Origin of the sequence: Enterobacter sp. HSTU-ASh6, from assembly GCF_026319105.1 — a bacterium.
Lineage (GTDB): Bacteria > Pseudomonadota > Gammaproteobacteria > Enterobacterales > Enterobacteriaceae > Enterobacter > Enterobacter sichuanensis.
Window position 1 is genome coordinate 308,459 of sequence record NZ_WSPD01000005.1, and the last position, 20,080, is coordinate 328,538.

Annotated in this window: 20 protein-coding genes and 1 tRNA gene; 13 read left to right on the forward strand and 8 right to left on the reverse strand. The window is 56.8% G+C overall.

Translation table 11 applies throughout. The annotated features are described in order from the left end of the window. Window positions 1-91: 91 nt before the first annotated feature. The gene (locus GM298_RS08715; RefSeq protein ID WP_045286545.1) at window positions 92-418 is read left to right on the forward strand and encodes a hypothetical protein; all 327 of its coding nucleotides are present in this window, start codon (window positions 92-94) and stop codon (window positions 416-418) included. Window positions 419-644: 226 nt separating this feature from the next. Here GM298_RS08715 and GM298_RS08720 read toward each other — a convergent pair. Both GM298_RS08720 and GM298_RS08725 read right to left on the reverse strand, forming a co-directional pair. After that, window positions 645-720: transfer RNA gene (locus GM298_RS08720), tRNA-Phe, on the reverse strand. Between the two features lie 95 nt (window positions 721-815). Beyond that, entirely contained in the window at window positions 816-1,529 is a 714-nt protein-coding gene (locus tag GM298_RS08725) for a DUF554 domain-containing protein (protein WP_045286745.1), read from the reverse strand. A gap of 180 nt (window positions 1,530-1,709) precedes the next feature. On the opposite strand from GM298_RS08725, the gene GM298_RS08730 reads away from it, so the two are divergent. Further along, window positions 1,710-3,845, forward strand: coding sequence for an ornithine decarboxylase (locus tag GM298_RS08730; RefSeq protein WP_128339808.1), 2,136 nt, complete (start codon window positions 1,710-1,712; stop codon window positions 3,843-3,845). A 99-nt stretch (window positions 3,846-3,944) separates the two neighbouring features. Here GM298_RS08730 and GM298_RS08735 read toward each other — a convergent pair whose 3' ends face one another. Both GM298_RS08735 and GM298_RS08740 read right to left on the reverse strand, forming a co-directional pair. Beyond that, window positions 3,945-4,637 carry a response regulator gene (locus GM298_RS08735; protein ID WP_045286747.1) on the reverse strand — a complete coding sequence of 231 codons (693 nt, stop codon included), beginning with the start codon at window positions 4,635-4,637 and terminating at the stop codon, window positions 3,945-3,947. A 28-nt stretch (window positions 4,638-4,665) separates the two neighbouring features. Next, complete coding sequence (locus GM298_RS08740; RefSeq protein ID WP_164881267.1) at window positions 4,666-6,252, reverse strand: ATP-binding protein; 1,587 nt, start codon at window positions 6,250-6,252, stop codon at window positions 4,666-4,668. Between the two features lie 345 nt (window positions 6,253-6,597). Here GM298_RS08740 and GM298_RS08745 point away from each other — a divergent pair, with 345 nt between their 5' ends. From GM298_RS08745 to citG, 8 genes are read left to right on the forward strand one after another with little or no spacing between them, the layout of a single operon-like run. Continuing rightward, entirely contained in the window at window positions 6,598-7,959 is a 1,362-nt protein-coding gene (locus GM298_RS08745) for a 2-hydroxycarboxylate transporter family protein (protein ID WP_115876255.1), read from the forward strand. A 17-nt stretch (window positions 7,960-7,976) separates the two neighbouring features. Then, a complete protein-coding gene (locus tag GM298_RS08750; protein WP_045286750.1) occupies window positions 7,977-8,840 on the forward strand; it encodes a fumarylacetoacetate hydrolase family protein in 864 nt (287 codons plus the stop codon). A gap of 13 nt (window positions 8,841-8,853) precedes the next feature. Then, window positions 8,854-9,876 carry a [citrate (pro-3S)-lyase] ligase gene (gene citC, locus GM298_RS08755; RefSeq protein WP_262747548.1) on the forward strand — a complete coding sequence of 341 codons (1,023 nt, stop codon included), beginning with the start codon at window positions 8,854-8,856 and terminating at the stop codon, window positions 9,874-9,876. 16 nt (window positions 9,877-9,892) lie between these two features. Further along, complete coding sequence (gene citD, locus GM298_RS08760; protein ID WP_045286752.1) at window positions 9,893-10,186, forward strand: citrate lyase acyl carrier protein; 294 nt, start codon at window positions 9,893-9,895, stop codon at window positions 10,184-10,186. Next, window positions 10,183-11,058 (forward strand): citrate (pro-3S)-lyase subunit beta, encoded by an 876-nt coding sequence (gene citE / locus GM298_RS08765; protein WP_025760235.1) that lies wholly within the window; start codon window positions 10,183-10,185, stop codon window positions 11,056-11,058. The genes citD and citE overlap by 4 nt, the downstream gene beginning before the upstream one ends. A gap of 10 nt (window positions 11,059-11,068) precedes the next feature. Further along, on the forward strand, window positions 11,069-12,592 hold the full coding sequence (gene citF, locus GM298_RS08770) for a citrate lyase subunit alpha (protein WP_045286753.1): 1,524 nt from the start codon (window positions 11,069-11,071) through the stop codon (window positions 12,590-12,592). Continuing rightward, window positions 12,589-13,128 carry a citrate lyase holo-[acyl-carrier protein] synthase gene (citX, locus tag GM298_RS08775; protein ID WP_266153962.1) on the forward strand — a complete coding sequence of 180 codons (540 nt, stop codon included), beginning with the start codon at window positions 12,589-12,591 and terminating at the stop codon, window positions 13,126-13,128. Before citF ends, citX begins: the two co-directional genes overlap by 4 nt. Next, window positions 13,106-13,909: a triphosphoribosyl-dephospho-CoA synthase CitG gene (citG, locus tag GM298_RS08780; RefSeq protein ID WP_266153963.1), complete on the forward strand. Its 804-nt coding sequence runs from the start codon at window positions 13,106-13,108 to the stop codon at window positions 13,907-13,909. Before citX ends, citG begins: the two co-directional genes overlap by 23 nt. 82 nt (window positions 13,910-13,991) lie before the next feature. Here citG and GM298_RS08785 read toward each other — a convergent pair whose 3' ends face one another. The 4 genes from GM298_RS08785 to mutY form a co-directional block, all read right to left on the reverse strand. Beyond that, the gene (locus tag GM298_RS08785; RefSeq protein WP_025760238.1) at window positions 13,992-15,248 is read right to left on the reverse strand and encodes a nucleoside permease; all 1,257 of its coding nucleotides are present in this window, start codon (window positions 15,246-15,248) and stop codon (window positions 13,992-13,994) included. Window positions 15,249-15,481: 233 nt separating this feature from the next. Next, window positions 15,482-16,558 (reverse strand): membrane-bound lytic murein transglycosylase MltC, encoded by a 1,077-nt coding sequence (gene mltC / locus GM298_RS08790; protein WP_045286756.1) that lies wholly within the window; start codon window positions 16,556-16,558, stop codon window positions 15,482-15,484. A gap of 57 nt (window positions 16,559-16,615) precedes the next feature. Then, window positions 16,616-16,888 carry an oxidative damage protection protein gene (locus GM298_RS08795; protein ID WP_023309138.1) on the reverse strand — a complete coding sequence of 91 codons (273 nt, stop codon included), beginning with the start codon at window positions 16,886-16,888 and terminating at the stop codon, window positions 16,616-16,618. 25 nt (window positions 16,889-16,913) lie between these two features. After that, window positions 16,914-17,966: an A/G-specific adenine glycosylase gene (mutY, locus tag GM298_RS08800; protein WP_262747545.1), complete on the reverse strand. Its 1,053-nt coding sequence runs from the start codon at window positions 17,964-17,966 to the stop codon at window positions 16,914-16,916. Between the two features lie 144 nt (window positions 17,967-18,110). On the opposite strand from mutY, the gene trmB reads away from it, so the two are divergent. Genes trmB through GM298_RS08815 form a run of 3 tightly spaced genes read left to right on the forward strand, consistent with a single transcriptional unit; the run spans window position 18,111 to window position 19,929 of the window. Then, window positions 18,111-18,830 carry a tRNA (guanosine(46)-N7)-methyltransferase TrmB gene (gene trmB, locus GM298_RS08805; protein ID WP_025760376.1) on the forward strand — a complete coding sequence of 240 codons (720 nt, stop codon included), beginning with the start codon at window positions 18,111-18,113 and terminating at the stop codon, window positions 18,828-18,830. Further along, a complete protein-coding gene (locus GM298_RS08810) occupies window positions 18,830-19,156 on the forward strand; it encodes a YggL family protein (RefSeq protein ID WP_003862421.1) in 327 nt (108 codons plus the stop codon). Before trmB ends, GM298_RS08810 begins: the two co-directional genes overlap by 1 nt. A gap of 56 nt (window positions 19,157-19,212) precedes the next feature. Then, entirely contained in the window at window positions 19,213-19,929 is a 717-nt protein-coding gene (locus GM298_RS08815) for a DUF2884 domain-containing protein (protein ID WP_025760375.1), read from the forward strand. The last annotated feature ends 151 nt before the right edge of the window (window positions 19,930-20,080 follow it).

Below are 20,080 nucleotides of genomic sequence, written 5' to 3' on the forward strand. Positions count from 1 at the left end.
TGGGCAATAATGTCAGTGTTCGAGGGTGTAGATATCTTCAACTATTTGATATAAATAAATTATTTCAGTGGGTTATAGGGCGGGTGACGGAATGACCAGCGAAGAAGCACTTTTAAAATCAGGTTTTAGTAAACGAGATCTTCAAAAACTAAAAAACAATATTGAGAATTACGGTGGTTCGTTGGATAGCGTAACTCATGATCTGTCCAATCGTTTTAAAGCAATGAAGTGGATAACGATTATTGCCTTCATCATACTGGCTTTAACTCTTTTACTTGCCTCCAGGGATACAAGTCTTAACCTTGCGCTCACATTATTGATTTTACTCCCTTTTATTTGGTATATAACGCCAGCAAAACTTGGCTATAAATCCTGGCGTTATCGTAAAATGCTGACTAATTCTGGGACGGGTCGCTGACGGACAACAAATTGTCTCCGGGTGTGACCCTAAACGTAGCGCCTGAGGAAACACTTTTCGGATGTAGAAGGTACCGTTTCGGTCTTTGGTAGGCTTTATCATAATGCCCATGTTGCACCACCGGGAAGCGGGGCCGGAGGAACGATAAGGGCGTTAACTACTGATAAAACAAAAATTGCTGATTCAGAAAGCAAAAACCCCCGCCTAAGCGAGGGTTCGAAATAAGTGGTGCCCGGACTCGGAATCGAACCAAGGACACGGGGATTTTCAATCCCCTGCTCTACCGACTGAGCTATCCGGGCAACGGGGCGCATTAAACCCGATCTGCCCTCTGTCGTCAACGAAAAATGTTGTTTTCGTTACAGACTGCGCAATCTCTCGCCATTTCGCCGCATCTTTAGGCGAAAAAGTGCGTCCAGAGCGCAGAGAGCGGCATGGCGAGCAGCAGCGCGGGTAGCATGTTGACCACGGCAAACATCTTGATCCCGCAAATGCGCAAGCCTGTCGCCAGCAGCAGCAGGCCACCGACGGCGGTGAAGTCCGCCATCATCGCTGGCGTGGTCAGCGGGAGAATCAAGGTGGCGCAGGTGGCGAGCGCCAGCTGGATAAGCAGCATTGGGACGCAAATCGCCGCCACTGCGACGCCAAGGGTGGTGGCGAAAATGGTGGCGGTGAAGAAATCGAGAAACGCCTTCGCAATTAAGATGCTCGGGTCACCGGTCATCCCTTCCTGCATCGAACCGAAAATCCCCGTGCCGCTGGCACAAAACAGAATAATGATGGCGACATAGTTCTGAATAAAGGACTCATGCGTGCCGTGCTTCGCTTTGCCCGGCCGGGCAATCAGGTTTTTGGCTTTACTGACTGCGCTGTTAATGCCTTTTTCCAGATAACAGAACTCACCAATGAGCGCGCCGAGCAGGGTGGCCAGCACCATCACGGGCAGATTGGCGCATTTGATGACTAAAAGAATACCGATCCCTAGAGACGCCAGGCCGAATATGGAGGGCATAGAGGTGCGAATACGCTCCGGTAACCGCTGGCTCAGTACTGCACCGAGTACGCCGCCCAGCAATACGGCGCCGGCGTTGATAAATGGCCCGATAACCACATCTGACTCCTGTTACTTACTCATTGGTATTGCATGATTATGACATGCTTCTGCTTTCCGACCGTTAGCATTGGGTGATTAAATGCATAAGGATTGCTTGTTGCAGCTAAAAATAAAAGGTGACATTATTGCGCGAATTTTCTCCTCCTGTCTCACCGTTCGGTGAGGGTAACTGCGCTTATGAAAACCATGAAAATCGCCGTCAGCCGCGAGCTGCTCTCTACTGTGTCTACGCACCGCGAAAAGGTGACGCTGGATAACACGGATTTCACCGATGTGGCCGCCGTCGTCCTGACGACGACAGACAGTTGCAGCGGCATTCTTGCGCTACTGAAACGCACGGGCTTTCAGCTGCCGGTGTTCATTTTCTCGCAGGAGCCCACGGAAGCGCCCGACGGCGTCAGCGCGGTCATCTCGGGTAAAGCTCAGGAGTTTCTGGAGCTGGAGACCGCAGCCAGCCGTTACGAAGAGACCCTATTGCCGCCGTTTTTCGACACCCTGAGCCAGTATGTTGAGATGGGCAACAGCACCTTTGCCTGTCCGGGCCACCAGCACGGCGCCTTTTTCAAAAAGCACCCGGCCGGGCGGCAGTTCTATGATTTCTTCGGTGAGAACGTCTTCCGCGCCGACATGTGCAATGCCGATGTGAAGCTGGGCGATCTGCTGATCCACGAAGGGTCCGCCAAGCATGCACAAAAGTTTGCGGCAAAAGTGTTTAACGCGGATAAAACCTACTTTGTGCTGAACGGTACGTCGGCGGCCAACAAGGTGGTGACTAACGCACTGCTCACCCGTGGCGATCTGGTGCTGTTTGACCGTAACAACCATAAATCCAACCACCACGGGGCGCTGATCCAGGCGGGCGCCACGCCGGTGTATCTTGAGGCCGCGCGTAACCCGTTTGGCTTTATTGGCGGAATTGACGAGCACTGCTTTGACGAGGCGTATCTCCGGGAGCTGATCCGCGAGACGGCGCCGGAAAAGGCCGACGAGACGCGGCCGTTCCGCCTGGCGATCATTCAGCTTGGCACCTACGACGGGACGATCTACAACGCCCGTCAGGTGATCGACAAGATCGGTCATCTGTGCGATTACATTCTCTTTGACTCCGCCTGGGTGGGCTACGAGCAGTTTATTCCGATGATGGCGGAGACGTCCCCGCTGTTGCTGGAACTGAACGAGAACGATCCGGGTATCTTTGTGACCCAGTCGGTGCATAAACAGCAGGCCGGGTTCTCGCAAACGTCGCAGATCCATAAAAAAGATAACCACATCCGCGGTCAGGCGCGTTTCTGCCCGCACAAGCGTCTTAACAATGCGTTTATGCTGCATGCTTCCACCAGCCCGTTCTATCCGCTGTTCGCGGCGCTGGATGTGAACGCGAAAATCCACGAAGGGGAAAGCGGGCGCAGGCTGTGGGCGGAGTGCGTTGAGCTGGGCATTGAGGCGCGTAAGGCGATCATTGCCAATTGCCATATGATCAAACCGTTTATCCCACCGGTGGTGGCAGGGCGGCCGTGGCAGGATCATCCCACCCACGCCATCGCCAGCGAGCTTCGCTTCTTCAGCTTCGAGCCCGGTGCTAAATGGCACGGGTTTGAGGGCTATGCCCGCGAGCAGTACTTTGTCGACCCGTGCAAGCTGCTGCTGACCACGCCGGGCATTGATGCCGAAACGGGGGAGTACACGGATTTCGGTATTCCGGCGACGATTCTGGCGCACTATCTGCGTGAAAACGGCATTGTGCCGGAGAAGTGCGACCTTAACTCGATCCTGTTCCTGCTGACGCCTGCTGAAAGCAGCGAGAAGCTGGCTCAGCTGGTGGCGATGCTGGGGCAGTTTGAACAGCATATTGAAGACGATACGCCGCTGGCGGACGTGCTGCCGACTATCTTCCAGAAATACCCGGTGCGTTACCGGGATTATACCCTCCGCCAGTTATGTCAGGAGATGCACGATCTCTACGTCAGCTTTGACGTGAAAGATCTGCAGAAGGCGATGTTCCGCAAGGAGAGCCTGCCGGAGGTGGTGATGAACCCGCAGGATGCCAATCAGGCGTATATTCGCGGGAACGTGGAGCTGGTGCGTATTCGGGATGCTGTAGGGCGGATCGCTGCTGAAGGGGCGCTGCCTTATCCGCCGGGCGTGCTGTGCGTGGTGCCGGGTGAAGTCTGGGGCGGGGCGGTGCAGCGTTACTTCCTGGCGCTGGAGGAGGGCATCAACCTGCTGCCGGGCTTCTCGCCGGAGCTGCAGGGGGTCTACAGCGAGAAGGATGCCGACGGGATTAAGCGGCTGTATGGGTATGTATTGAAGTAGACCCCCTCACCCTAACCCTCTCCCCAAAGGGGAGAGGGGATTGCACGGAGCCGTCTTTTCACCCTCGTCCCTTTGGGGAGAGGGCCGGGGTGAGGGGAGTTAAACCGCACTACGCTTGTACATCCTCCTCGGATGCCCAATCTTGCCGTACAGCATCTCCACCGTCAGAAAACCCGCCTCCACGCAATGCTCCAGATAGCGTCGGGTGGTGGTTTTACTCAGCCCCGTCTCGCTCACGACCTCATCCACGGTAAAGCAGTGTGTTGACCGGGCGTTAAACAGCGACTGCACCCGCGCCAGCGTATTTTCCTCAATGCCTTTGCTGCCGTTGTCCTGACGGTAGTTTTTCGCCTGTAGCTGATAGAGCGAATCGACGTTCTGCTGGTCGACAATCTTCCAGACGCGCTGCTGTTCGGCAAACTGCACAAACCGCTCCAGCGACTGGCTGAGCCGCTTCCAGGAGACCGGTTTAAGAATGTAGTCGAACGCGCCGTTGCGGATCGCCTGGCTGCAGGTGTCCATATCACTGGCGGCCGTAATAAAAATCACCGAGCAGTTGGCGCGCGCCAGCAGGGGGTTAGTGATAAGCGAGATCCCTTTGCCGTCAGGCAGATAGTTATCCAGCAGCACCAGCTGCGGCTGTTTGCTTTCAAGCTCAGCCTGGGCCGCAGCCAGCGACGAGGCAATGCCCACCAGCCTCAGACGCGGATGCTTACCTATCAGCTCCGCGTGCAGCTGCGCCAGCTCGTTCTCGTCTTCAACAATCAGTACGTCGATAAGTTCATGTTGCATAGTCGGTGTCTTCCAGTTGCCTGGCGGCTCAAGTCGCAGGGATAAACAGTGAGAAAATGGCGCCGCGCGGCGTGTTATCGGCAACTTCAATTGTGCCGCCTGCCTGTGTGACATAGCTTTCAATCAGATACAGGCCAATCCCATGATCGCCGCGTGTCTTGGTGGTGATGCCGCGCTCAAAGATCCTGTCACGGATCGCAGGGGTAATGCCAACCCCCTGGTCGGCCACTTCAACGATCAGCTCTTGTTCGCTGAGTTTGATCAGCACCTCCACCGGCGCGTGGGGAAGCGGCGACCGTTGCGTCGCTTCGATGGCGTTATCCAGCAGGTTGCCAATAATCGAAATCAGCTCTTGTTCCCCCAGCGGCAGGAACGGTTTGTCCAGCCGACAGGCCGGGTCGAAACTGAGTTCGACCCCTTTCTCCCGCGCGCGGGCGGCTTTCCCCAGCAGCAGGCCGCACAGCGTCGGGGAACTGAAGCGCGACGAGATAAAGTCCAGCAGCTCCTGGGCATGTTCCGATTGCGCCTGAATGTAGCCAATGGCCTCCTCATAGCGGCCCATATGCAGCAGCCCGGAGAGGGTGGTCATCCGGTTCAGTTGCTCGTGGCGCATGATGCGCAGATTATCGACATAGCGTTTGACCTGGCTGAGTTGGGCGCTCAGCGAGTCGATCTCGTTGCGATCGCGGAAGGTGATCACCCAGCCCTGCAGCGCCCCCTCAAGCATGATGTGTACCCGGCTGGCAATAACCGTGAGGTCGTTAAAACGGCAAATCTCGTCATGGGTATCTTTCGCCAGCATAGTTTGCGTGTCGAAGAACGGCACCGGCTCAATTACCTGGTTTATCAGCTGCCCGCGCAGTTCCCGGGCCGGCTGGCTCAGGCCCAGCAGCTTGCGCGCCGCCTGGTTGATCACCTCTATGCGTCGTTCGTCATCAATGGCGATCACGCCTTCGTAGATGGACTCCATCATCGCCTTCTGCTGGCGCACCAGCAGACCGATCTCTCGCGGCTCGAGGGAGAATATCTGCTTCTTAATGCTGCGGGTAAAGAACCAGGAGAAGACAAAGAGGGCGATCAGCAGCAGCACGGCGGCAATCAGGATATTGACTACCTTACTGACGGTAATGGTATCCAGATAGCTGGTGAGATAGCCTACCGAAACAATACCGACCACCTGTCCGGCATTGTTAAAGATGGGAGCTTTACTGCGCAGCGAAATGCCCAGCCCGCCTTTGCGGATCGTGGTGATACTTTTCCCCTGTAAAACGGCTTCATTGTCACCGCCGACCAGCGTGGTCCCCACTCTGTCGGCAAAGACGGAATGAAAAAGGTGCAGCCCCTTATTATCACCAATCACAATAAAGCTGGCGTCACTGAGCGCTGAAATCTTCTGCATAAAATCATGAATGGCGTTGATATTCTTTTGTTCAACTTCATCACGTAATGTCGGAATAAGTGCTATCTCTTCAGCCTGTATTTTGGCGCGCGCGCTCATTTCCTGATAAAGCTGTTTACCAACATCGACATAATAATATCCACCCAGTAAGGTAAAAAGTACTGAGAAAAAGGCAACCAGCGAAATAAACAGCTTAATCTGGAAAGAGACTTTCATAACTATCACGCGAGGTAGCGACAAAGATGGCCAATATATCATCTTTTTTCGTGCGGATGCCCGCTTTGCCGAAAACTTGTGATCCCTTGCACAGCAGGGGCTGTAAAAGCATAGCCAGGAAGGAGGGCAGACTTCAGGCTGCCGCAATAAATGTTATTTGTTTGTTCAATTCGGAAAAGAAACCATAAAAACCACGGGAATAAATACGGTATAAATCACAGTAAATAAAAGAAACCATTAAAACCATAGCGGCCATTAAAACTTCGCTTTTAATATGCCTTTCCTCACATAAAGTAAGCCTTTGTGACTCTAAGCTGAACGCACAAAATAACCAAGGGGCTTATTATGAGCACAACTGACGATTCTTTCTCTGTTACCCACGACCCGATTGAAATTCAGCGACCTTCGCTCAAAGAGCGCTGGTGGCATATTATGGATACCTGGAAAATTGGGATTATTCCTCTGCCGCTGTTCGTTCTGGCGGGTGCGCTGATTGCAATTGATTGCCTGGGCGGAAAATTGCCGAGCGATATCGTGGTGATGGTGGCGACGCTGGCCTTTTTCGGCTTTGCCTGCGGTGAGTTTGGCAAACGCCTGCCAATTGTCGGCAAGCTCGGCGCGGCGGCGATTTGCGCCACCTTTATCCCTTCCGCGCTGGTCTACTACGGCCTGCTGCCGGACGTGGTGGTCGAGTCCACCACTAAGTTCTACAAATCCACCAACATTCTCTACCTCTACATCTGCTGCATCATCGTTGGCAGCATCATGAGTATGAACCGCACGGTGCTGATTCAGGGCTTCCTGCGCATCTTCTTCCCGATGCTGTGCGGCGAAATCGTCGGCATGCTGGTGGGGATGGGCGTCGGCCTGGCGCTGGGTCTTGAGCCGTTCCAGATCTTCTTCTTCATCATTCTGCCGATTATGGCGGGCGGCGTAGGAGAAGGGGCGATCCCGCTTTCCATCGGCTATGCCACCCTGCTGCATATGGACCAGGGCGTTGCGCTCGGACGCGTGCTGCCGATGGTGATGCTCGGCGGTCTGACGGCAATCATTATCTCCGGGTGCCTGAACCAGCTCGGCAAACGCTATCCGCACCTGACCGGTGAAGGCCAGCTGATGCCGAACCGCGCGAATGCGGATGCCACCGTCTCTCAGCCCGCGTTCTCCGGTAAAGCGGACGTGACCACCATCGCCTCCGGCGCGCTGCTGGCGGTGCTGCTCTACATGCTGGGCATGCTCGGCCACAAGCTGATTGGCCTGCCTGCGCCAGTGGGCATGCTGTTTATGGCGGTGCTGGTGAAGCTGTGCAACGGCGCTTCTCCACGTCTGCTGGAAGGCTCGCAGGTGGTGTACAAGTTCTTCCAGACCTCCGTGACCTACCCGATTCTCTTTGCCGTTGGCGTGGCCATCACCCCGTGGCATGAACTGGTGGCGGCCTTCACGCTGACCAACCTGCTGGTGATTATCAGCACCGTCTCCGCGCTGGTGGCGACCGGGTTCTTCGTCGGCAAAAAGATTGGTATGCACCCGATTGATGTCGCCATCGTCTCCTGCTGTCAGAGCGGCCAGGGCGGAACCGGCGACGTGGCGATCCTGACCGCAGGCAACCGCATGAGCCTGATGCCGTTCGCCCAGATTGCTACCCGAATTGGCGGCGCGATTAACGTCTCTGTCTCACTGCTGATTCTGGGCAACTTCCTCGTTTAAGTTTTCAGGAAAGAACAATGAAACTCGCAAGCTTTTTATACCAGGGAAAACGCAGCTACGGCATCGTACAGGCCGACGGCGTGATTGATTTAGGTCGCCGTCTGGGCGACCGCTACAGCGACCTTAAAGCGCTGCTGCAGGGTAACGGGCTGGCACTGGCCACCCGTTACCTGAATGACGCAGTGGACGTGCCGATGAGCGCCATCACCTTCTTACCGGTGATTGAGCAGCCGGAAAAAATCCTCTGCGTGGGCATGAACTACGCCGACAAGCGCAAGGAGTTTGACCAGCATAACCCGGCTCCAACGCTGTTTGTCCGCTTCCCGGATTCCCAGACCGGCCACAACGAACCGGTGCTGAAGCCGCGCCACTCCAGCGAATTCGACTACGAAGGCGAGCTGGCGGTGATCATCGGTAAAGGCGGGGAGAATATCCGCCGCGACGATGCCCTGCGCCACGTGGCGGGCTACAGCTGCTACATGGACGGCTCCGCCCGCGACTGGCAGCACACCTGGTTTACCGCCGGTAAAAACTGGCGCAAAACCGGCGCGTTTGGCCCGTGGATGGCGACGGCGGATGAGATCCCGGACCCGCACCAGCTTGCGATCCGCACATGGCTGAACGGCCGCATGGTGCAGGAAGACAATACCAGCAGCATGATCCACAAAGTCGCCGAGCTTATCGAGTACATCAGCACCTTTACCCGCTTAAGCCCGGGTGACGTGATCATCACCGGCTCTCCAGGCGGAGTGGGTAAAAAGCGCAACCCGCCGCTGTTTATGAAAGAGGGCGATCGCATTGAGGTGGAGATCGAGCATATCGGTCATCTGAGTAACGTGATTGTGGAAGCGCCAGCCGTCGGGCTCGCGGCAGCACACTGAGTAAGGCGGTAACATGCACTCGCAACCCATCGATTTTCGCCACACGCTGGTGGCGAAGCACCCGGAACGCTTAAGCCAGATCCGTTACCTGCTGGCGGACAGCGGCCTGGGCCTGGACAACGACATCACGCTGTTTGTCGAAGCCTGGTCCGGCCCGCAGCTGGTGGGTTGCGCAGGGCTTGCCGCCAACGTCATCAAATGCGTGGCGGTCAACGAGCAGCTTCGCGGCGAGAACCTCAGCGCACGGCTGCTGGCGGAGGTGCAAAATGCGGCGCTTGAGCGCGGCCATTTTCACCTCTTCCTCTGCACCCGTCCGTGCAACAAGGCGCGTTTTGCCCGCAGCGGTTTCTGGCCGATTGCCGAGAGCGGGAACAACGCGGTACTGATGGAGAACACCCCGCAGGGGATTGAGCGTTATTGCCGTTCTCTGCGCGCGAGCCGCAAGAGCGGGGAGAAAATTGGCGCCATTGTGATGAACGCCAATCCATTCACCCTCGGCCACCGCCATCTGGTGGAGCAGGCGGCGATGCAGTGTGATGCCCTGCATCTGTTCGTGGTGCGTGAAGATGCCTCGTTTTTCCCGTTCAGCGCGCGTCTTGAGATGGTGCGCACGGGCGTGGCGCATCTGCCGAACGTGGTGGTGCATGAAGGCTCGCAGTACATCATCTCCCGCGCCACGTTTCCGGCCTACTTCCTGAAGGAGACCGGCAAAGTGCAGCAGGCGTGGAGCGAAATCGATGTGCTGATCTTCCGGGATTTCATTGCCCCGGCGCTGGGCATCACGCACCGCTTCATCGGTTCGGAGCCGTTTTGCGACATCACCCGCCAGTACAACCAGACGCTGCACGACCTGCTGGCCTCGCATATCGAGGTGGTGGAAATGCCGCGCATCAAGGCCACCGGCAACGCCATTTCAGCGTCCGAAGTGCGCCGCTTACTGAAGACACAGCAGTTTTCCCGGATCCGGGAGATAGTCCCGGACTCCACCTTCGCGCACCTCGAGACACACTATCGGGCGAGTGCGGAAGTCGCTTAACTACCAGGAATTTATCATGAAAATTGTAAGGGAGGCGCTGGCCGGAACGCAGGAGTCCAGCGACCTGATGGTGAAAATCGCTCCCGCTCACGGCGAGCTGGAGGTAGTCATCCACAGCGAAGTGATTAAGCAGTTTGGCGAGCAAATTCGCCAGGTGGTCAACGACACATTGCGCGCCATGAACGTGCACCAGGGACTCATCATTATTGAAGACAAAGGGGCGCTGGACTGTGTGATCCGCGCCCGCCTGCAAAGCGCGCTGATGCGTGCCGCCGATGAACAGGCCATCAACTGGGGGGCGCTGAAATGAGCAAACTCCGCCGCAGCATGCTGTTCCTCCCGGGTGCCAACGCCGCCATGCTCTCCACCGCGTTTATCTACCGCCCGGACTCCATCATGTTTGACCTGGAAGACGCCGTTGCCCTGCGCGAGAAAGACACCGCACGCATGCTGGTGTTTCATGCGCTGCAGCATCCGATGTATCAGGATATCGAAACCGTGGTGCGCATTAACCCGCTGAGCACGCCGTTTGGCCTGCTGGATCTGGAGGCCGCCGTACGGGCCGGCGTGGACGTGATCCGTCTGCCGAAAACCGATACGCCGGATGACATCTATGAGCTGGAAGGCCACCTGGTGCGCATTGAGCAAGAATGTGGTCGCGAGGTGGGTTCTACCCGCGTGATGGCGGCTATTGAATCGGCCGTTGGCGTGATTAACGCCGTGGCGATTGCCCGCAGCTCTCCGCGCTTAATCGGCATCGCGCTGGCCGCCTTTGACTATGTCATGGACATGCAGACCGAACGCGGCGACGGCACCGAGCTGTTCTACGCCCGTTGTGCCGTGCTGCACGCCGCGCGTGCCGCAGGCATCGACGCCTTCGACGTGGTGTGGTCAGACGTTAACGACGAGGCCGGGTTCCTGCGCGAGGTCGATCTGATCCGCAAGATGGGCTTTAACGGTAAATCGCTGATCAACCCGCGCCAGATCGATCTCCTGCATAACGCCTATGCCCCGACCCAGGAAGAGGTGGATCACGCCAAAAGGGTGATTGAAGCGGCAGAAGAGGGCGAGCGTAACGGCCTGGGCGTGGTGTCGCTCAACGGCAAAATGGTGGATGCACCAATTATTAACCACGCGCAGGTGGTGCTGGAGCGCGCGGCGGCCTCCGGCGTGCGTCGGTAAGGATGAGATAATGAATCAGACTGAACTTCTCCATGTCAATTTTCCCCATCTGCGGGACTTAAAACCGTTTGATACCGCCCACAGCGCGACGCCGTGGCTGGCGGACAGCGACGCGAAGCACAACCGCAAACTGTGCGCCTCTGTCGAAGAGGCGGTTAAGCGCTGCGGTCTGCAGGACGGGATGACCATCTCCTTCCACCACGCGTTTCGTGAAGGCGACCGGGTGATTAACACCGTAGTGGCGCTGCTGGCGCGGATGGGCTTCAAAAACCTGACCCTGGCCTCCAGCTCGCTGATGACCTGCAACGACGCGCTGATTGAGCACATTGAAAGCGGGGTGATCACCCGGATTTACACCTCCGGGATGCGCGGCAGGCTGGCAGAGGCCATCTCCCACGGGCTGATGGACGAGCCGGTGCAAATTCATTCCCACGGCGGGCGGGTGAAGCTGCTCCAGGACGGCGAGCTGAATATCGACGTGGCGTTTCTCGGTGTGCCGTGCAGCGATGAATTTGGCAACGCCAACGGCACGCACGGCAAATCCTGCTGCGGCTCGCTGGGCTATGCGATGGTGGATGCGCACTTTGCCCGTAAAGTGGTGCTGCTGACCGAAGCGCTGGTGCCATTCCCCAATATGCCCGCCAGCCTGGTGCAGGACCAGGTGGACTACATCGTGCAGGTGGAGAGCGTGGGCGATCCGGCGAAAATCAGCGTTGGCGCAGCGCGCGTCACCAGCAACCCGCGCGAGCTGATGATTGCCCGCTATGCGGCGGACGTCATTGAGCACTCCGGCTACTTTAAACCGGGCTTCTCGATGCAGACCGGCTCCGGCGCGGCGGCCACCGCCTGCACCCGCTTTATGGAAGAGAAGATGGAGCGCAGCGGCGTGAAGGCACGCTTTGCGCTCGGCGGCATCACCGGCAGCCTGGTGGATCTGCATGAAAAGGGGCTTATTGAAAAGCTGCTCGATACCCAGTGCTTTGACGGCCAGGCGGCGGCCTCGCTGGCGCGTAATCCGAACCACGTGGAGATCTCCACCAACGTCTACGCCAACCCCGGCAGTAAGGCGGCAAGCTGCGACCAGCTTGACGTGGTGATCCTCAGCGCCCTGGAAATTGACGTCGATTTCAACGTCAACGTCATCACCGGCTCCGACGGCGTGATGCGCGGTGCGTCCGGCGGACACTGCGACGTGGCCGCCGCGGCGAACCTGACCATCGTCGTTGCGCCGCTGCTGCGTAGCCGCATTCCGACGGTCGTGAAGCGGGTTACCACGCGCCTCACGCCGGGAGAGAGCATTGACGTACTGGTCACCGATCACGGTATCGCGGTCAACCCGGCGCGCCCGGAGATCCGCGAGCGCCTGCTGGAAGCGGGGCTCAAGGTTGTGGACATCACTGCGCTGTACGAGCGGGCGATTTCCCTGACTGGCGTCCCCAAACCAATCGCGTTTACCGACAAAATCGTCGGGGTGATCCGCTACCGGGACGGCAGCGTGATCGACACCGTGCGACAGGTGAAGGAGGACGTATGATTTCAGCGACACTCGTGCGGGCGGGTGTCAGCCTGGACGAACTGCTGGCGGCGAAAGAGCGCCGCGCAGGGCGTCAGGCTGACATGCTTGAGCACTATCAACAACCGGTCATTTCCCTCACCCTGGTGACGCCAGGGGAGGTCAAAGACAGCCTGCGCTATCGCAACACCATGGGCGTGGCGCTGCAGATGTGCGACCAGCTGCTGTGGGAAAACCGCTGGCAGGTGCTGGACCGCCAGGTACTGTGGCTCCCGACCGGGCCGGAAGCCCTGTGGTGCGTGGCCCATCCGGCGGCAGAAATCAAAGCGCACTGTGCGGAACTGGAGCAGACGCATCCGCTTGGCAGGCTGTGGGATCTGGATGTGATCTGCCCTCAGCACGGCCACGTCGGGCGACAGTCGCTGGGGACGAATCTCAGACGCTGTCTGATCTGCGACGAGCCGGCGCATGCCTGTTCCCGTTCGCGCGCGCATCAAGTGGTACAGGTTGTGGCTCGCGTGGAGAAGATGATCGATGACTGGTTTGCTCGCGACTAAACTGCGCCCGGCTGACGTGCCCGCGCTTGCCGAAGCGGCGTTGTGGCAGGAGCTGGAGCTGACGCCCAAGCCGGGGCTGGTGGACAAACTCAATAACGGCGCCCATCGCGATATGGACCACGCGCTGTTTGTCCGCAGCATTGCGGCGATTACGCCGTGGTTTTCGCGCTTTGCTGAGCTGGGCAGCGCGCATACCGATAAACCCGCTGACGAACAGTTACGGGTTCTCCGCCCGATGGGGATGGCCTGCGAGCAGGCGATGTATGCCGCAACGAACGGGGTGAACACGCACAAAGGCGGTATTTTTGCCCTTGGTTTATTGTGCTTTGCTGCCGGGCGTGTGAAAAGGGTCTCCGCAGACAGCCTCTGTTGTGAGGTGAGTAACCTCTGCAGCGGGCTGGTCTCGCGGGAGCTGGCCGCACGCAGCGGGCAGGCGACGGCGGGCGAGCGACAGTATCAGCTGTATGGCTTAACCGGCGCGCGCGGAGAGGCCGAAAGCGGTTTTGCTACGGTGCGTAAGGCGCTGGCGCAGTGGAACGGACATTCATTTCACGACCTGCTGTTACGCCTGATGTCAGTCAATCAGGACAGCAATCTGGTGTCGCGCGGCGGCATTGAGGGGCTGCGCTACGTTCAGGGTTATGCGCGGAAACTGCTGGCTGCAGGCTGGGACCGCGAGGCGTTGCTCAGAATGGATAACGCATTGATTGAACGGAACCTGAGTCCCGGAGGCAGCGCGGATTTACTGTCGGTGGGGTGGGTGCTTGCAGCAATAAAATAGCCGGGTGGCGGCTTCGCCTTGCCCGGCTTACGAACGGTGTTTTTGTAGGCCCGGTAAGCGTTAGCGCCACCGGGCACAACAATCAATGCGCGACTGGCTGCGCACCATTCGGCACGCGAACGTGTTTGTACTTGAACAGCACGATAAACGCGAAGAACAGCACCAGTGAGTACGCGGCGAAGATCAGCCACACCGGCTGCCAGTTGGTGATGCCGTTGGTGGTGTACATCTCAACCACTTTGCCGCTCACCACGCCGCCCAGAATACAGCCGAAGCCGTTGGTCATCATCAGGAACATACCCTGTGCACTGGCGCGGATTTCAGGTTTCACCTCTTTTTCCACAAACACGGAACCCGAGATGTTGAAGAAGTCGAAGGCGCAGCCGTAAACAATCATCGACAGAACCAGCAGCACGGTGCCGAACGGGCTTGGGTCGCCATAGGCGAAGAGACCGAAGCGCAACATCCATGCCGCGATACTGATCAGCATGACGTTCTTGATGCCGTAGCGGCTCAGGAAGAACGGAATGGTCAGGATGAACAGCGTCTCAGAGATCTGCGAGATGGACATCATCACCGACGCATGTTCAACGATAAAGCTGCCGGAGAACAGCGGGTTGTTATCGAAGCTGTGCAGGAAGGTGTTGCCGAACATGTTGGTGATCTGCAGTTCCGCGCCCAGCAGCATGGAGAAGATAAAGAAGATCGCCATGCGTTTGTTTTTAAACAGCGCGAAGGCGTCCAGGCCGAGCATGGTGCTCCAGCTCTGGTTTTTCTGCTGGTTAGAGACCGGAATGGTTGGCAGCGTCAGGGTGAACAGCGCCAGCAGCACGGAGAGTGCAGCGCCGATGTAAAGCTGCATATGGCTCAGTTCGAAGCCCGCGAAGCTCACGCCCCACATCGCCATGATAAAGCCGATAGTGCCCCAGATACGGATTGGCGGGAAATCGGTAACGATATCCATATCCGCGGATTTCAGGCGATAGTAGGAGATGGTGTTGATCAGCCCAAGCGTTGGCATGTAGGCCAGCGAGTTAAGCAGGATCACCATGAACATCGCCCCCGGCGTGGTCACCTGGGCTGCCATAAACAGCGTCCCCGCGCCCACCAGGTGGCAAAGCATGTACAGCCATTTGGCACTCAGCCATTTATCCGCCACGATCCCCAGCAGCGTTGGCATGAAGACCGCCGCAATACCGAGCGAACTGTATACGGCACCGATTGACGCACCATCGAACTTGAGCGTCACAAACATATAGGAGCCGAGTGTAGTCAGCCAGCTACCCCACAGGCAGAACTGCAGAAACGACAATATTTTAAGCTGCAGCTTAAGGTTCATGTTACTTTCCTCACAAGTGAGCGGGAGATATGTTGTTATAGGAACATTCAGGGTTGTTATTTGATGCAATTCTATCAGTTGGCAACGATATGTTTTGTTACCTCCCGCAAAAAAATGCAATCCACATTAATTTGCAGTTTGGATTGTGATGCAAATAACATTTTCGTATGGGTGAGGGTGTTCAGTCCCCTCTCCCCTTTGGGGAGAGGGTTAGGGTGAGGGGTGTTGGTTTTCTAGCGACGACGGTAGTTCTTCTGCGCCGTATTCACTTTATACAGATAACGACGGGATTCCGCGGACGGATGGCGGGTGGTCAGGGTTGCGTAGACATCTCCCGGCGCCATGCTGTTGATGATGTTTGCGGCCTGCACTTTGTCATTCGAGAAGACACGTAGCACGCTGCCCGCACCCCCGTTATAGGCGGTGATCACCGCGTAGCGGCGCGAGGTCGGGTTATCAATCCCGCCCAGGTAGACATTGTTCAGCATCGCCAGATAGGCGGTGCCGGTATCAATGTTGCTCTGCGGATCGAACAGATAGCTGCGGCTCGGCGTTCCGGATTTCCCCTGCGCGCGGAAGACGTCTTTACCGGCGCTGTGCTGTACAACCTGCATCAGCCCCAGGGCGTCGGAACGGCTCACCGCGTACGGGTTAAACGATGATTCGGTCTGCATAATCGCCAGGATCAGCGACTCATCCACGCCGTACTTGCGTGAGGCCTGACGCACCATGCCTAAGTACTTATGCGCACGCTTGTCGAGGTGGTTCGGAACAAGGTTGATGGTGACGCTATAGATAATCTTCAGACCGTTCGAGCGGCTTTTCAGGCGCGTCTGCAGCAGGTAGTCGGCAAATTTCGTGGCGCGGCCTTCCCAGCGAATGGGCTGGCCGGTCTGATCGACGACCTGACCGTACAGGAACGGCTCTTTGGATATCGTGATGTCGTCGGCATCGGAGTAGAGATCGATTGAGCCCGGATCGTCACCCATCAGCAGGGTTTTGATGATTGCCTGACGGAGCCGAGCGGCAGGGTCTGTGCCGGCAATGGTTTCAATCGTGATCGTACCCTCATCAAAGTTGATGTGGCTACGGGTCAGATAGGCGTCGGTGTACTTAACGTAGTCCTTAGGTCCGGCAATAAGAACTTCGTTAAATCCCCATATATTCTCGATGTTATGGGCAAACTGCCCCATCAAAATATCAAAACCGTTGGTGTCCTTGATCCAGGCTTCGTTGTACTCATCACCTTTTTTTGACGAACACGAGACAAGCAACGGCGCAACAAGGGCTAGCGCTAAAAGTTTTTTCATCATTCCGGGAGTGCGTGTTGTGTTTGCTTTAACGGCGGGGTTTCCCCCCGCACGCTGTTATTTTTCCGGTGGCGTATAGCCTTCGATGTGCACGTCTTTACCTTCGAACAGGAAGCTCACCATCTCCTGCTCCAGCAGTTTGCGGTGTTCCGGGTTCATCATGCTGAGTTTCTTCTCGTTGATCAGCATGGTCTGCTTTTTCTGCCACTGCCCCCAGGCTTCTTTGGAAATTTCGTTATAAATGCGTTTACCCAGGTCGCCCGGATAAAGCTGGAAATCCTGGCCTTCAGCGTCACGCTGCAGGAAAGTACAAAAAATCGTTCTGGCCATACTCATTCCTCTTTTTTAGCCGATGCTAAACCATTGCACCGGCACGTAATTGCTGTAACAGGCGCTCCACGGGAGCCGCCAGCCCGACTGATGGCGGTTGCGCTAAGTTATACCAGAGAGCGGTGCCTTCATCCATGCACGAGGCGTAGGAGGACACGGGAAGCCACATCGGCACAATATCCAGATGGAAATGGCTGAAGGTGTGGCGAAACGCGGTCAGCTGCGTCAGGTTATCGGCAGCAATCCCGCGCTTTTTAAGCCATTCACGCAGCAAGTCTTCATCTTCAAACTGTGGGAAGCAGTATAGACCACCCCACAGACCGCTCGGTGGACGTTGGGCCAGGAACACTTCATCGCCGTGCTGCATCAGCAGCATATAGCCGGTGCGTTCCGGCAGCGTCTGTTTGGGTTTTTTACCGGGATACTGCGCCCACGACTGGTTGGCGTACGCCACGCAGAGATTATTCACCGGGCAGAGTTCGCATTTTGGCTTTGAGCGCGTGCAGACCATCGCGCCCAGATCCATCATCGCCTGGTTGAAACGCTCGACGCCATTTGCCGGGGTGACCTCTTCACTTATTTCCCAAAGACGTTTTTCAACATCCTTCTTCCCCGGCCAGCCGTCGACGGCATAGCAGCGTGCCAGCACGCGCTTCACGTTGCCGTCGAGGATCGGAAAATGCTTGCCTAAAGAGAGGGAGAGAATGGCGCCGGCGGTTGAACGTCCGACGCCGGGTAAGTCCGCCACCTCGTCGAAGGTTTCCGGGAAGCGTCCGTTGTGGCGCGTCGCGACCTGCTGTGCCGCTTTGTGCAGGTTACGCGCGCGGGCGTAGTAGCCAAGCCCGGTCCACAGGTGCAGCACCTCGTCCAGCGGAGCGTTAGCCAGATCGGTCACCGTCGGGAAGCGCGCCATAAAACGCTCAAAGTAAGGAATCACCGTTGCGACCTGCGTTTGTTGCAACATCACTTCGGAGAGCCATACTTTGTAAGGCGTTTTTTCAATTTGCCAGGGCAGGGTTTTACGCCCGTATTTGTCGTACCAGTCCAGCACCTGGGCTGAAAATTGAGAGGCTTGCATGGTCATCGATTCGTATAATCAGGGACGCCGATTGCAGCACAGCGTCAATCTGCTGTAAACCGGATCTTTCCCATGCTTGCATAGAAGCCTTAACTTTGGATAATGCCCGTTTCCCGAACATTCTCACAAGCAGACAACTCTTTTATGAAAAACGACGTCATTTCACCGGAATTTGATGAAAACGGTCGCCCGCTGCGCCGTATTCGCAGCTTTGTCCGCCGTCAGGGTCGCCTGACGAAAGGGCAGCAACATGCGCTGGACAACTACTGGCCGGTGATGGGCGTTGAGTTCAGCGAGCAGCCTCTGGATTTTAGCGAGCTGTTTGGCCGCGACGCGCCGGTAACTCTGGAAATTGGTTTCGGTATGGGCGCCTCGCTGGTGACCATGGCCAAAGCCCGCCCGGAGCAGAACTTCCTCGGCATTGAAGTGCATTCCCCGGGCGTGGGCGCGTGTCTGGCTACGGCCCATGAAGAGGGCGTTGAGAACCTGCGCGTGATGTGTCATGACGCGGTGGAAGTGCTGCACAAAATGATTCCTGACAATTCTTTAACCATGGTTCAGCTCTTTTTCCCTGACCCGTGGCACAAAGCACGTCATAATAAACGCCGTATCGTTCAGGCGCCGTTTGCTGAGCTGGTAAAAAGTAAGCTCAAGCTGGGCGGTGTCTTCCATATGGCGACCGACTGGGAACCTTATGCGGAACATATGCTGGAAGTGATGTCATCGCTGGACGGTTACAAAAACCAGTCGGCGAGCAACGACTATGTACCGCGTCCGGAATCGCGTCCGGTAACGAAATTTGAACAGCGTGGCCATCGTCTTGGTCACGGTGTATGGGACTTAATGTTCGAGAGGGTGAAATAATGGCAAAGAATCGTAGCCGTCGTCTGCGTAAAAAGATGCACATCGAAGAATTCCAGGAAGTGGGCTTCTCCGTTGCCTGGCGTTTCCCGGAAGGCACCAGCGTTGAGCAGATCGATCAGGACGTTGATGCGTTCATCAACGAGGTGATCGAGCCAAACAAATTGGCCTTCGATGGTAGCGGCTATCTGGCGTGGGAAGGTCTGATCTGCACCCAGGAAGTGGGTAAATGCACCGAAGAACATCAGGCCCTGGTACGTAAATGGCTTGAAGACCACAAGCTGGAAGATGTTCGCGTCAGCGAACTTTTCGACGTTTGGTGGGACTAATAAAGTAGTAAAGGGCCAGCATTAGCTGGCCCATTTTGTCTGAGGGAGTGTTTAAGATGCGCAAAACGTTGCTGGCTGCTGCTTTGATGGCAACCGGATTCACCGCCCATGCGGAGTATAAATGTAGCGTCACCCCGCGTGATGACGTGGTGTTAAGCCCGCAAACCGTGCAGGTCAAAGGCGAGAACGGCAATCTGGTGATTACGCCGGAAGGGAACGTCACCTTTAACGGCAAACAGTACAACCTGACTGCCGCACAGCGTGAGCAGGCGAAAGACTACCAGGCCGATTTGCGTACCGCGCTGCCATGGATTAACGAAGGCGCGCTGACGCGCGTTGAGAAAAGCCGCGTGGCGCTGGATAAGATCATCACCAAAGAGGTGGGGGAGAGCAGCAATATGCGCACCCGCCTGACGAAGCTCGATAAGCAGTTGAAAGAGCAGATGAACCGGATTATCGAAACGCGTACCGACGGCCTGACGTTCCACTACAAGGCAATTGATCAGGTCCGCGCTGACGGGCAACAGCTGGTGAACCAGGCGATGGGCGGTATCCTGCAGGACAGCATCAACGAGATGGGTGCTAAAGCGGTACTGAAAGGCGGCGGTAACCCTCTTCAGGGCGTGCTGGGCAGTCTGGGCGGCCTGCAGACCTCCATTCAGAACGAGTGGAAGAACCAGGAAGATGATTTCCAGAAGTTCGGCAAAGACGTGTGTAAACGCGTGGTATCGCTGGAAGATAGCCGGAAGGCGCTGGTGGGGACGTTGAAGTAATTCACCCCTCACCCTAACCCTCTCCCCAAAGGGGCGAGGGAATGGTTTGCTCCCTCTCCCTTTCAGGGTGTACGGTCCGGGGACATGGTAGACAGGTGTTCGGGGACATGGTGAACACTTTTTAACATCCTTTACCCATGGTGATCGACTT